This is a genomic window from Aquabacterium sp. (assembly GCF_049317225.1).
GTDB lineage: Bacteria > Pseudomonadota > Gammaproteobacteria > Burkholderiales > Burkholderiaceae_C > Aquabacterium.
The window spans coordinates 75,791-88,819 of sequence record NZ_JBMOIR010000005.1 but is presented as its reverse complement, the minus strand read 5'-3'; the positions used below and the strand labels follow the sequence as shown (position 1 = coordinate 88,819).

At 60.1% G+C, this 13,029-nt stretch carries 14 protein-coding genes; 6 read left to right on the top strand and 8 right to left on the bottom strand.

Annotation, left to right across the window (positions count from 1 at the left end; translation table 11 throughout):
* The first annotated feature begins 21 nt into the window (after positions 1-21).
* The 3 genes from arsC to ACOYNB_RS05720 are packed head-to-tail and all read left to right on the top strand — an operon-like array spanning position 22 to position 2,245.
* Positions 22-381: an arsenate reductase (glutaredoxin) gene (gene arsC / locus ACOYNB_RS05730; protein ID WP_422838170.1), complete on the top strand. Its 360-nt coding sequence runs from the start codon at positions 22-24 to the stop codon at positions 379-381.
* A 6-nt stretch (positions 382-387) separates the two neighbouring features.
* Positions 388-1,080, top strand: coding sequence for a hypothetical protein (locus ACOYNB_RS05725; RefSeq protein WP_422838169.1), 693 nt, complete (start codon positions 388-390; stop codon positions 1,078-1,080).
* Between the two features lie 52 nt (positions 1,081-1,132).
* On the top strand, positions 1,133-2,245 hold the full coding sequence (locus ACOYNB_RS05720; RefSeq protein WP_422838168.1) for a GGDEF domain-containing protein: 1,113 nt from the start codon (positions 1,133-1,135) through the stop codon (positions 2,243-2,245).
* A 15-nt stretch (positions 2,246-2,260) separates the two neighbouring features.
* Here the strand turns inward: ACOYNB_RS05720 and ACOYNB_RS05715 are convergent, their stop codons facing one another.
* From ACOYNB_RS05715 to ACOYNB_RS05700, 4 genes are all read right to left on the bottom strand, one after another.
* Positions 2,261-2,719 carry a MarR family winged helix-turn-helix transcriptional regulator gene (locus ACOYNB_RS05715; protein WP_422838167.1) on the bottom strand — a complete coding sequence of 153 codons (459 nt, stop codon included), beginning with the start codon at positions 2,717-2,719 and terminating at the stop codon, positions 2,261-2,263.
* Entirely contained in the window at positions 2,716-3,201 is a 486-nt protein-coding gene (locus ACOYNB_RS05710; RefSeq protein ID WP_422838166.1) for a glutathione peroxidase, read from the bottom strand. The genes ACOYNB_RS05715 and ACOYNB_RS05710 overlap by 4 nt, the downstream gene beginning before the upstream one ends.
* A 125-nt stretch (positions 3,202-3,326) precedes the next feature.
* The gene (locus tag ACOYNB_RS05705) at positions 3,327-4,196 is read right to left on the bottom strand and encodes a pirin family protein (protein ID WP_422838165.1); all 870 of its coding nucleotides are present in this window, start codon (positions 4,194-4,196) and stop codon (positions 3,327-3,329) included.
* A 60-nt stretch (positions 4,197-4,256) separates the two neighbouring features.
* Positions 4,257-4,856, bottom strand: coding sequence for an FMN-dependent NADH-azoreductase (locus tag ACOYNB_RS05700; protein WP_422838164.1), 600 nt, complete (start codon positions 4,854-4,856; stop codon positions 4,257-4,259).
* Positions 4,857-4,946: 90 nt separating this feature from the next.
* Between ACOYNB_RS05700 and ACOYNB_RS05695 the strand changes: the two genes are divergently transcribed.
* The 3 genes from ACOYNB_RS05695 (at position 4,947) to ACOYNB_RS05685 (ending at position 9,065) form a co-directional block, all read left to right on the top strand.
* Positions 4,947-5,870, top strand: a complete 924-nt coding sequence (locus ACOYNB_RS05695; RefSeq protein ID WP_422838163.1) for a LysR substrate-binding domain-containing protein — start codon at positions 4,947-4,949, stop codon at positions 5,868-5,870.
* Positions 5,871-5,887: 17 nt separating this feature from the next.
* Positions 5,888-7,819 (top strand): acyltransferase family protein, encoded by a 1,932-nt coding sequence (locus ACOYNB_RS05690; RefSeq protein ID WP_422838162.1) that lies wholly within the window; start codon positions 5,888-5,890, stop codon positions 7,817-7,819.
* A gap of 121 nt (positions 7,820-7,940) precedes the next feature.
* Positions 7,941-9,065, top strand: a complete 1,125-nt coding sequence (locus ACOYNB_RS05685) for an HD domain-containing phosphohydrolase (RefSeq protein WP_422838161.1) — start codon at positions 7,941-7,943, stop codon at positions 9,063-9,065.
* Here ACOYNB_RS05685 and ACOYNB_RS05680 read toward each other — a convergent pair.
* The 4 genes from ACOYNB_RS05680 to arsA all read right to left on the bottom strand — a co-directional run bounded on the left by ACOYNB_RS05680 (position 9,062) and on the right by arsA (position 13,018).
* On the bottom strand, positions 9,062-9,691 hold the full coding sequence (locus ACOYNB_RS05680; RefSeq protein WP_422838160.1) for a hypothetical protein: 630 nt from the start codon (positions 9,689-9,691) through the stop codon (positions 9,062-9,064). The two genes, ACOYNB_RS05685 and ACOYNB_RS05680, sit on opposite strands and share 4 nt — an antisense overlap.
* 12 nt (positions 9,692-9,703) lie before the next feature.
* A complete protein-coding gene (locus ACOYNB_RS05675) occupies positions 9,704-10,186 on the bottom strand; it encodes a BLUF domain-containing protein (protein ID WP_422838159.1) in 483 nt (160 codons plus the stop codon).
* Positions 10,187-10,244: 58 nt separating this feature from the next.
* Positions 10,245-10,877, bottom strand: a complete 633-nt coding sequence (locus ACOYNB_RS05670; RefSeq protein WP_422838158.1) for a hypothetical protein — start codon at positions 10,875-10,877, stop codon at positions 10,245-10,247.
* Between the two features lie 386 nt (positions 10,878-11,263).
* Positions 11,264-13,018, bottom strand: coding sequence for an arsenical pump-driving ATPase (gene arsA / locus ACOYNB_RS05665; protein WP_422838157.1), 1,755 nt, complete (start codon positions 13,016-13,018; stop codon positions 11,264-11,266).
* Between the last annotated feature and the right edge of the window lie 11 nt (positions 13,019-13,029).

Genomic DNA, 13,029 nt, shown 5'->3' with positions numbered 1-13,029 from the left:
CATCCTGGCCCCTGTTTCACCATGAGTTCTGTCAAGATTTTTCACAATCCAAAGTGCGGCACGTCCCGCACTGTGCTGGGCATGATCCGCGATGCAGGCATGGAGCCTGAAGTGATCCTCTATTTGGAAGACCCGCCGTCACGTGCGGAGTTGGTTCAACTCATCGAGGCGACTGGCGGCAGCGTCCGCGATGTGCTGCGCGCCAAAGGGGAGCTCTATGAGGAATTGGGCCTGGCTGACCCCAAATGGTCGGATGATCAACTGCTGGACTTCATGGCTGCGCATCCTGCCTTGATCAATCGCCCCATTGTGGTGACGGACAAAGGCACGGCCTTGTGCCGCCCGGCTGACAAGGTGCTGGCACTGCTGCCTACTGCCTGAGACACCATGAGCCGACTGGTCACCGAATTACAGCGTCTCTATGGCGCCGCACCGCAAGACAGCAGCATCACAACGCAAGCGTTGTGCGTGGAGGTCAGGCACCACGCGGCCTGGCATCACCTCGTCAGACTCTGGGAGGGGGTGCAAGAAGACCTGGCCTGGCCCGCGCCGGCCATCGTTGTCAACGGGGTCGATGGCTTTCAACTGTGGTTTTCAGTTCAGGTCGCCATCCCGGTGGCGGACGGTGCACACGCGCTGAATGCGTTGTGCCAGAAATACCTGACGGACATGCCCGCCAAACACATTCGTTGTTGGCCCACAGTGTCCCCCGACGCAGAAGCGGTCCGCCCGTCCTTGCCACCTCAGCCAGTGCAGACAGAGCAATGGTCAGCGTTCATTGCACGCGACCTGGCACCGGTGTTCGAAGACACCCCTTGGCTCGACCTTCAGCCCGGTGACGACGCGCAGGCTGACATGCTGGGTCAACTGCGCAGCATCTCGAGCGCCGCATGGTCGCAAAGCAAGGCGCTGTGGTGCGCGCCTGCAGCAGCGGCGCCCTTCGCCGAAGCGCAGCCTGTTGCCTGCGCATTCGCAGAGCATGATCCCAAAACCTTTTTGCTGCGTGTGATGAATGATCCGTCGATCGACATGGCACTGCGGATCGAAGCTGCCAAGGCGCTCTTGCCTCGCAGGACTTGAACCCGATGCGCCATCGTTGTCTACTAGGAACTTGGATGTCCCTGCTGCAACCATGGCCCGCCTGTCTGTCCACCCCTGCCTGTCCGCCCTGACCCGCTTGCTGTTCGGCAATGTGTCCTTTTCTGAATCAGAAGAAGACTTGGCATTCCGCTACAAGTTGCTGATTTTGCTGATGGTGTCGGGGGCGTTCTTCACTGCGCTGTTCATCGCGGGCACGCTGACGAAAGTCAACCCGATCGGGTGGCCCCATTTCTGGTCCATGTGCGTGTTCACCAGCACGGCCACCGTCCTGTGGCTTTGCTTGCGCAACCGTCCTCGCTGGTTGATGCCGATTGCCTGGACCTACGAAATCGTTGGGTTGCTGGAATACACATCATCAGCCATCTATGTCCCCTCCGACGAACTACGCGTACTCTGGTTCTACGTGAACGTGCCCGGCACCTTCATCATGCTGGGGGCCACAGCGGGGTGGTGTGTCACGATGGGGACGGTGCTGGGATTCCTGCTGGGCAACGCTCATCTGGACGCACCGTACTCGTCCAACGCATTGGCCACAGGTGTCCTGAGTTTGCTGTACCTGGGCGTGTTCTTCCATGCTTACGTCGACCGGTCCCTGTCGTACTTTCACCGCATGCAACGCTACAACGTGCAGTTGCGCCAGTTGGCCAGTCATGACCCTCTGACAGGCCTGATGAACGCACGCGCCTATTACGCTGCGTGCGACCACCAGATTCATGCCTGCGCCCGACAAAAACAACCGTACGCCGTGCTGTTCGTGGATCTGGATCACTTCAAACGCATCAATGACACCTACGGCCACGCCGCAGGCGACGAGGTGCTCAAGGTGGTTGCCAACACGCTCACGCAACAGATTCGACGCAGCGATCTGGTGGGGCGAATTGGTGGCGAAGAGTTCTCCATCTTCCTGCCACACACGGACCAGGCTGGCGCCATCAGGTTGGCCGAGTCACTGCGACTGGCCATCGAGCGGACGCAACCCGTGGTGAACCACAACACGCCCCTGACCATCACGGCCAGCATTGGTGTGGCCTGCGGCGACCGCGATCCACAACCCATGCAGGCGATTCAGCAGCAGGCGGACGTGGCGATGTACCAAGCCAAGAAGGAAGGACGCAATCGCGTCTCGTCTTTTGCAGCGGCTTGAGTGCCGGCTGTGCCGTCAGCCCGCAGCATCCAGCGCCAGCAAGTGCTGCACCAACCGGTCCAGACTGCCTTTGAGTGCCCGGCCTTCGTCCATCGGATACCCGATCTTGGCCAGCAGTTGTTGAGGGATGCAGGCACATTGCGCCTTCAGCGCCAGGCCCGATTCCGTCAGATGAATGTGCACCACCCGTTCGTCGTCTTGCGCACGCTCACGTCTCACCCAGCCTTGCTCGGCCATGCGCTTGAGCAAAGGCGTCAGCGTGTTGGACGCCAATTTGGCTCGCTCACCGATGTGCGAGACCGAGCACGGCGCATCGGCCCACAAAATCATCAGGACGATGTACTGCGGATAGGTCAACCCCAAGGGCTCCAGCAAGGGCTGGTACAGCCGGGTCACCAGTCGCGCTGCCGCGTACAGCGGAAAGCACAACTGGTTCTCCAGCAACTGAGGGTCAACCGATTCACGCGTACTCATGCCAATCCCAGGGCGCGACGAATGTAGGGTTCCAGTTTCTCAGGCTTGGTGAGGGTGGCAAAGCGTTTGACGGGACGCCCATCGCGTCCGATGAGGAACTTCGTGAAGTTCCACTTGATGCGACGCCCTAGGAAACCGGGCAAAGCCTGTGTCAGGTAATTGAAAACAGGATGCGCCGCCGGCCCATTCACGTCCACCTTGGCAAACATGGGAAAGCTCACACCGTAGTTGATCAGGCACGACGACTTGATATCGTCGGCATTGCCCGGCTCTTGGTTACCAAACTGATTGCACGGAAAGCCCAGGATGACCAACCCCTGATCCTTGTACTGCTCGTACAAAGTTTCCAGGCCGGCGTACTGCGGCGTGAAGCCGCACTTGCTGGCCGTGTTGACCACCAGCACCACCTTGCCCTCGTAGGCTCGCATGTCAATGGGCTGGCCTTGCAGGCTTTGCGCGCTCAAGTCGTAAAAAGCTGTCATGGTTGTCCGATTCGTGGATGTGATTTTCAAATCATCAGCGATTTAATCGTGTGCGATTTAATTGAGGCAAAAATAACCATCCAAGACAGATGGTTATCAATGCCTTCCCAAGGTGGGATGGGTCCTCAACCCATACGCCCTTCTCGGAAGTCCTGAATGGCCTGGTAGATCTCTTGTTGGGAGTTCATCACAAAAGGGCCGTACTGCACGATGGGCTCACGCAATGGCCGCCCCGCGATCAACAGAAAACGAGCATCACCTGTGACCTGCACGGTCACGCCATCGGACACCGCATCGTTGGACAAGATGGCCATGCGCTGCACCGGCACGGACTGCCCGGCAACGGACACATTGCCGCGGTACACGTAGATGAATGCGTTGTGCTCGGCCGGCAAGCGTTGTGCAAATTGCCCCCCAGATGTCATGTGGACATCCAGGTACAGCGGCGCGGTCACCTCACGCGTCACGGCGCCCGTGACCCCGTGGGAGTGGCCGGCAATCACCGTGACCTCTGCGCCCTGACCATTGCTGAATCGGGGCAATGCGTCTGCGGCAATATCGCGGTACCAAGGCTCGCACAGCTTGTCTTTCGCTGGCAGGTTCAGCCACAGCTGAAAACCTTCCATCACGCCGTCTTCCTGCTGAGGGATTTCGGAATGGATCAGCCCTCGCCCAGCCGTCATCCACTGCACGTCGCCGTTTTCCAGCAAACCTTCATGCCCGGCGCTGTCTCGATGCAGCATCCTCCCGGCAATCATGTAGGTCACCGTTTCAAAGCCCCTGTGCGGGTGATCCGGGAAGCCTGCGATGTAGTCATCGGGCTTGTCGCTGCCAAAGGCGTCCAGCATCAGGAATGGGTCCAGGCGTCGCTGCCATTGGTGGGTGAGCACCCGGTTGAGCTTGACACCCGCGCCGTCTGACGTGGGATGACCAGCGACCTGCTGTTCCACTTGACGGGAGTGGCTCACCACTTCGGTTTGAACAAGTTGTGTCATGGCAGGCTCCTCAGCAAATACGTCCTTCAGCGGGTCAGCAGGGCTGACCTGACCTGATGATCAGGCCAATGCGGCATTCAAATCGGCTTCGGCTTGTGCAAAGCCCTTCTCGACGGCTTCCGGGCCCATGTTCAAGCCCTCAGCAAAGATGAACTTCACATCGGTCATGCCCAGGAAGCCCAGGATGGTCTGGATGTAAGGCGTCTGCGAATCCGCTGGCGTGCCGCGATAGATGCCACCGCGCGCAAACGCGACAAACACCTTTTTGCCGTTGATGAGCCCCTCGGGACCGTTGGCGGTGTAGCGGAACGTCACGCCCGAACGGGCAATCGCGTCAAACCAGCTCTTGAGTTGCACCGGCACCCCAAAGTTGTACATCGGCACGCCCAGCACGATCACGTCGTGGGCTTGCACTTCGGCAATCAGGGCATCGTCCATGGCCACGCGTGCCGCTTGCGCGGGGGTGCGTTGTTCTGTGGGTGTGAACAGTGCGCCCAACGCTGCCCCATCCAGCACAGGGTGAGGCGTCACCGCCAAGTCACGCACGGTCACCAAGGCACCCGGATTTTGAGCCAGCAGACGCTCGGTCACACGGTTGGCCACGCGAGTGGAGTTGGCGCCTTCGGTGCGAGCGCTGGCGTTGATTTGCAGGATCTTCATGGTGAGCTCCAAAGTGAATTGCGATGTGCTTACTGTATTGATCAAGAAAACACTTGATAAGACCTCTGAATGGGCATCATCATTCCAAAAATGGAACAATCAATTCAAGCGGCACCTCACATTGAACCCAACGACCTGCTGATCTTTGCGCGCGTCGCGGACCTTGGCAGCTTCAGTCGCGCGGCCGACCGGCTGGGGTTGCCCAAATCCACCGTGTCACGGCGCATCAGCTTGCTGGAAGATCAGGTGGGTGAGCGCCTGCTGTTGCGCACCACGCGCCGGCAAACATTGACCGAGTTCGGCTTGCAACTGCTGGAGCACGCACGCCAGGTGGCCACCGAGGTCGACGCCGTTGCGGCCTTGCGTGAGCACCGCCAGGCCGCACCCGGCGGTCGCTTGCGCGTGTCAATGCCCAGCGACTTTGCCACCTTGCTGCTGCAAGAACATCTGGCCGCGTTTGTGGCCATGTACCCCCACATCACGCTGGAGTTGGATCTGTCGCCGCGTCGCGTAGATCTGCTGGGTGAAGGCTTTGATGTGGCCATTCGCATGGGGCAACTGCCCGACGACAACCTGCTGGCAGCACGTCGCCTGATCGTCTTTCAAAACGGTTTGTATGCCTCGCCCCACTATCTGGCCGAACATGGAGAGCCTCGTGAACCCACCGACTTGCTTCAACATCAGACCGTGCAACTGCCCAGCCGATCGATGGAGCGCCACACCTGGACGCTCACGCAAGGGCAGACACGCTGGGAAGGCACCCCACCCAGCCGTGTCCACGCCAACTCGCCAGAACTGCTCATCCTCATGGCACGTGCGGGGTGCGGCATCGCCGCAGCGCCAGATCAGTTTGCGCGCCCGCTGGTCGCTCGGGGCGAACTGCGCCGTGTGCTGCCCGACTGGTGCCTGCCTTCACACACGGCATGGGCCGTTTTTCCGGGTCGCAAACTGATGCCTGCGAAAACCCGCGTCTTTCTGGACATGCTGCAAGCCGCGCTGGCAGACCCAGCCTGAGCTCGATAATTCGGGCCATGCATTCCTTGAGAACCGACGTCCAAGTCCTGCGGGCCGTCGCAGTCCTGTCCGTCTTGATCTTCCACTTCGATTTGCCGGGCCTGGACAAAGGCTTTCTGGGCGTCGACATCTTCTTTGTGATCTCGGGCTTTCTGATGTCCCGGGTCATCATCGACAGCCTGGATCAGGCGCGCTTCAGCGCCAGCACGTTTTACCTGCGGCGTGCGCGCCGGCTTCTCCCCGCCGCGTGGGCGACCCTGCTGGCCACCACCGTGGCTGCCCCATGGATCCTGGGACCAGCGGCATTGAAGGACTACGCCGCGCAACTGGGTGGGGCCATGAGCTTCAGCGCCAACATCGTGCTGTGGCTGCAAAGTGGCTACTTTGACAGCAGTGCCGACCTCAAGCCCTTGCTCCACACCTGGTCGCTGGCACTGGAAGAGCAGTATTACTTCGTCCTGCCCGTGGTGCTCATCTGGGCCGGGCAGCGCTGGCGTGGCAGGGCGCTGCTCACGCTGACCCTGATGAGCGCGGGTCTGTGCCTGTGGATGAACGACCGTGCACCGTCTGCGTCGTTCTACCTGCTGCCGTCTCGCGCCTGGGAGTTGATGATGGGCTCCCTCTGCGCCCTGCCCGCGTTAAGGCAAGGCCTGCGCCCATGGCCATGGCTGCGCGTAGACAGTGCCTGGCTCGCCATCCCCCTCATGGCCGCCAGCTTGATCTGGGGCTGGGATGACGTTCACCCTCGCACCGATGCCCTCTTGGTGTGCCTGGCCACCGCCGTCCTGATCCTGTGGCCGTCATCGGTGCTCAACCAAAGCAACCGCCCCATGCGCACCATGGTCTGGATCGGTGATGTGTCCTACTCGCTGTACCTGGTGCACTGGCCTGTGCTCGCACTGGCCCGACACGTCTGGCTGGATGGCTTGCCCGCGCAGGTGTCTTTGGCCTTGCTGGGACTGACCTTCCCGCTGGCCTGGCTGTCGCACCGATACGTGGAGCAACCGTTTCGCAAGGTCGACACCTGGCACGGGCTCGGTCGGCAGCTGCTCTGGCTGGGCATCCCCATGGCGATGGCCTGTGCGGTGCTGATCTGGCGCATGGAGCAACCAGCCGGGCAACAGTGGTCACAAGCCTTGCAACCCAATTTTGGTTTTGGCCCAAGCTGCGAGTACGAAACCGCTTTTGCACCCAAAGCTGCCTGCCAAACCCATGGGCCAGCACGCACCCTGGTCTGGGGTGACAGTTATGCGATGCATCTGATCGCAGGCTTTCAGGCATCATCGCCGAACAACCAAGGCGTCATCCAGGCCACGCGCAGTGTTTGCGCCCCTCTGTTGGACATGGCCCGCCTGATGCCCGATGACCCTGCTGACCGGGCCCGACGCTGCATGGCCTTCAACGAATCGGTCCTGCAATGGCTGGCTCACACACCGCAGGTTGAATACGTGGTGCTTTCATCACGCTGGCAATACCTGTTTGACGACCCGGTGGTGAATGCGCAGGGGCAAGCCATCACGCCAGATACCAAGACCATTGCGCAGTCACTGGCCCGTACGGTGGACCGTTTGCGCGCTCTGCACAAAAAGGTGGTGCTCATCTCGCCGCCACCGTCACTCGGTACCGATGTGGATCTGGGTGTATGTGCCGAACGGCGAGCGCTGGGGCTGCTCACCGTCAGTCAGCAAGTAGATGCCCATTGCGACTTCTCGCTCGCGGCATCCAGGCAGCGCCAGCATGATGTCAGCACACTGATGTCCGACCTGGTCACGATCGCTCACATCGACGTCATCGATCTGGCCAACTTCAACTGCGCTCAAGGCATGTGCCACAGTCTGATGCACGGCACACCTGTCTACCGGGATATCGGACACCTGTCGCGACAAGGTGCTGCACTGATGGGCCAACAATTGAATCTGGGTCAACAAGTGCTTCAACATGCCCGCTGAGTTGCGCTGAAATTCTCAAACTCCGGGCAATCCGACTACCACCTCATGGCGGTTGGTGATAGCGTGCTCGAACATGTGTTTCATCACGGCACCCACCGGTCCAACCAGGTGCGCGATCAACATGAACCTCGCAGCACAAGCCATCATCAGCAACACAGGGACACTGTCAGAACGTCTGTCAGCACTGCACTCGCGCCTGTTGCAAACCATACCCGGCGTCGACCGCATTGCCTGCACGCTCTACGAGTCGAAAGACGACACGCTCAAAACCTACATCAACAGCACCCGCCAAGGCACAGCCATTCAGGGCTATGAAGCGCGGCTCAGCCAGAGTGCAGCCTTGTTCGAACTGGCGCAGAAGGGTAACTTCCGTGTGCTGGACGACATCGAACAGGCCATTCACTCCAATTCCACCCACTCGCAGTGGTTGCGCGAGCAAGGTTACCGATCGTCATTCACCGTCCCGTTCTACGACAACGCTCAGTTGCTGGGATTCATTTTCTTTGACTCGATGCAGGCGGGCGCCTTCACACCTCAGGTGCAGCGTGATCTGGTGCTGTACACGAGCCTGATCAGCATGCTGGTGTCCGGTGAGCTGGCCGCGATCCGCATGGTGGTCGAATCCACCCGTGTGGCGCGACAACTCACCGAGGTCCGGGACTTTGAAACCGGCGCGCATCTCGACCGCATGGCGCACTACGCGCGACTGATTGCTCGCAAGGTGGCGCCCACCTACGGTTTGGACGATGAGTTCACCGAGGCCATCTTCCTGTTTGCACCGCTGCACGACATTGGCAAGATCGGCATCCCTGATCGGATCCTGCTCAAGCCCGGCAAGCTGGATGAGGACGAGCGTCGTACCATGAACGCACACGTCGAAAAAGGTGTCGCCATCATTGACCGCATCATCGGCGACAACTCGCAGCACCGTTTTCCGGACTCCAGCATTCTGCGCAACATCATCGCCTGCCACCACGAAATGCTGGACGGGTCAGGCTACCCGAAAGCCTTGCAAGGAGACGACATCCCGCTTGAAGCGCGCATTGTGGCCGTGGCCGACATCTTTGATGCACTCACGTCCGAGCGCCCCTACAAAGCCGAATGGCCTTTGCCGCAGGCGTTTGAAGAACTGCGAAGACTGAGTGGTGAAGGCAAACTGGATGCCGAGTGCGTTCAGGCACTGGCGTCACAAGTCGACATGGTCAAAGATGTTCAGACCAAATACACCGACCAGCACCCCACCTAATCGCACATGCGATCCAACCACCAGCGAATCAAAGCGAGATGGTGCTCCGCTGCTGAACCATACGGCGCCAGCAACCGAGCGTAGTCGGGCAACTCGGCGCGCAGCTGCTGGACAGAGCGTATCTGCTCAAACATCAGCGTCAGCGGCAGCCCTTCCATGCCCTTGAATCGAGCAACAAAACGCTCCATCTCTGACAGCACACCTCTCAGTGTGGGGCGCTCGCCAGGAGCCCCTCCCGAACGCGACACAGTCGGCGAGATCGGGGCTTGCGGCTGAAACAGCACCTCAATGGCCAATAAGGTGACGTAATCCAGTTCGCCACTTGTTGCGCTCACAACTGGCAGCTGGATTGGCATGGATGCTGGAGGCGAGTCGGCGCCGATCTTGACCACAGGAGCCGGCTCGCCTTTTCGCTGAAGCAGCCCCATCGTCTCCAACTCCCTCAGTTTGGGTGACAAGGGGGTCTGGTTGGGGAGGAAGGGAACGTACTGCTCAACGCTGGATCGCCCATCAATGGCCAGCAACAAGGTCCGCAGTCGGCGAGGCACCTCATCTGGCGACTTGCGCAGCATCTCGGATGCCCGCGGTGTGCGTTGAAAGACGACGCTGGCTAATGCTTCTTGCATGGCCGGTTTCGCTCACTTCTTGAGAAAGCGCGCGAACAGTCCTCCCTCATTGGCCGGTTCGGCAGCCTTGGGTGGCGCCTTCATCGACAAAACGGTATTCGAAAGCTCCATGAGCATCTTCTCAACCGCATCCGCTTTCATCCCGTAAGGATTGAACGTGCTTTGGGTGGAGTGCTTGAGAAACAGCGCCCGGTTGTCTGCTGTGGGGGCGGCAAAGCCCATCGACCAGTTTGACCAATGGCGCTCTTCGATTTCTCCCGCTTTCAGCACCGCCAGGCTGTGGTGGCGAGGATCACGCATCAAACGACCATACAGGTCGTTCACCTGATCACGATCGCCTTCAAGCGCCTGCAAAAAAATCTTGCTGTTGAACGCCAGCATGCCGGTCAGGTCCCGGCGCTGATTATTGGTTTGCGCTTGAAGCAAGATGCGCTTGAATTCGTTGATGTCCACGGCGTCGTTGGCCGTGCTGGCATAGATGAGTCGGATCAGCATGAGGGTAAATGGGTTCGATGGAGCACAAGAACAAGAAGAAGTGCAATCGTCAGAGGGCTCACTCGCTGGTCAAAATGGCGCGCAGCTCTCGCATGTGCTTCAGGCCTTTGTCGGTGCCGGCAGGCTTGATCAGTTGCTCGTAGTCATCCAGACTTCGAATCAGCGCTTCAACTGACGACAACGGCTCCAGCTCGATCACGATCTCCAGCGCCTGGGCTGGCAGATGCTCGGCCACAAAATCGCTCATCAGGCTAACGGCAGCCTTGAGTTGAGCATTGGCCAGGCTGGCCTTTTCGTCGCCGCCTCCGGCAAACATCGCACCATTCGCCGGCTGATAGGTCTGAGACACAGCACGGTAAGCACGGAACTCGCTTGCAAAGCGGCCATCGCCAGCTCTGAAATCCGATGACGAAGCGGACGATCGAGCCAATCGAGGTGATCCGCTCTTCGTCAACTTGGGATTTGGATTCGACCTGAACAGGCCCGCGTTCGACTCTTCGATGTAGCCAGCCGTCTTGAGTGAATCCAGCAAAGCCGACACATCACCAAAAGAAGACAAATTGCGCTCGAACGCTGTGGAGTCAGTTCGTCCGTCTATGGCAATGAGCAGCGTGCGCAGCTTTCGTGGCAGGTCAGCGCTGTTGCTGGACAGTGCGGCCTTACCCAATGCCGTACGTGCGTAAGTGGTCATGTTGAATCGTGCTTTGTCGGTCGTCACCCTCTTCTGTCATGCACCAATGGCTGATGCGACCGATCCCGTTCTCGCCCGTCCGGCGTGCATGCAACAAGAGGTTTCCCGTTGTGCGGAAAAACGAAGGGGCGAAAGATACGGGCAACGATTCGGGAGACCAACTGTGGCATTCAACAGTCGGGTATTCCCTTGCCCCCCCCTCAACACAGCGCCTTTGCGGGGGGCTCTTCCATGTGCAAGCACCATTTCGGCGGGTGGTGGGGCCGTCGTCCGACCGGACTGTTTGTCGCGCACCGGCACACCGATCTTCAAGAAATCGGTACATTTTCACAACCGGTGACCCAGCACCATGGGGCGAGCTGGCAGGCTCCTCTGTGAAAGTGGCTTCAGCCGTCCAGCAAGTGCTCCAGTCCGGCAACGCCTACGGGAGGGTTTGCTGTCCAAGGGATCGCGAAAGTTCTGGTCGCCAGACCGTCAGCGATGCGCGCCAACTGCCGACGCTCCCCTTGCAGTCGCGCCCTCAGAACCGGGTCTCGTGTGTGCGTGGCCAGAATGGATTTGTTCACCACCCAGGCGTAAGGCTCGATCCGAGCCCGACGAAGGTCGTCTTGCAACGCCGCGGCCTGTGAAACCGGGGTGGTCTCAGGCAAAGTCACCAGAATGATGCGGGTGTAGTTGGGATCCTGCAGTCGCATCAAAGGGGTCACCACATGCGCCGTGGACTTGCCTTCAAACTCACGGGTCATCTGACGGTGGTAGGCGCCCGTGGCGTCCATCAACAACAGTGAATGCCCGGTCGGGGCCGTGTCGAGCACCACAAACGCACTGCGCGCAGAAGACACCGTGCGTGAGAACGCGTGGAACACGGCCACCTCTTCCGTGCAAGGCGACTGCAAGTCTTCCAGCAGCAGCGCCTTCTCCTGCTCGTCGAGCTCAGCCCCACGTGATGCCATGATCTTGTCGATGTAGCGCTGCGTCTCCACCTTCGGGTCAATGCGGCTCACGTCCAGGCCAGGAAGCAGTCCCTCCAGCGTCGATGCCAAGTGGGCGGCTGGGTCGGTGGTACTCAGGTGCACCGCATGGCCCCGCCGCACCAGTCCCACGGCCAAAGCGGCCGCGATGGTCGTCTTGCCGACGCCGCCCTTGCCCATCACCATGATGAGCCCTTTACCCGGGGCGGCCAGTTCATCGACCAATTTCTGTACGTCATCGGCTGCCCAGTCGCCTTCGTGCACATCCACGGCTGGCGTCAGGGTCCGTGCAGCTTCGTCGTCGAGCAAGGCGCGCAGTGCTTTCAGGCCAACGGTGTCAAACGCACGAAGGGGAACGGTGATTTGCGGCAGCACCTTCAGCGACTCCGGCATGCTTTGGAACGCCTCTTGATTCAACGCTTCCAAAGCCTCGGCAACCGCGTCCCCTGGTGCGGTCGCGCGGAACACGCCATTCACCACCAGGTACTGTTGTCGCAAACCGAGTTCTCGCAATTCGCCCGACGTGCGGGCTGCTTCGTTCAGGGCCCCCTTGTCGGCTCGGGCAACCAGCACAACGGTCGTTTTCTTGTCGTCGCTCAAGGCGGCCAGCGCCGCGTTAAAGCGCGCCTCTTGCATCTTCAGCCCCGAGTGCGGACCCAGGCACGATGCGCCTCGATCGTTGCCCTTGAGGAATCCACTCCAGGCCTTGGGCAAGCTGAGCAGGCGAAGGGTATGGCCAGTTGGCGCGGTGTCGAACACCACGTGGTCGTAGCTTGCTGCGCCGTCGCTCAGCAGACTGGAGAACTCGTCAAACGACGCGATCTCGGTCGTGCAAGCTCCTGAGAGCTGTTCACGAACCGTCTCACGTTCTTGCTCGGTGCTGCTGCCTTCCATCTGCGAAAGCACGCGCTGACGGTAGCGCTCTGCTGCCACATCCGGGTCGATGTTGAGGACGGACAGCCCGGGCACACCCGGTACGGGCGTCGGGGCGTTTCGCAACGGCACGCCGAGCATTTCATCGAGGTTCGAAGCAGCGTCCGTGCTGACCAGCAAAACGCGCAGGCCAGCGTCAGCGAGCTGGATGGCCGTGGCGGTGGACAAGGACGTCTTCCCAACGCCTCCTTTGCCGGTGAAAAAGACGTAGCGGGTGGGATTGGAGAGCAGCTTCATCGGATGTGATT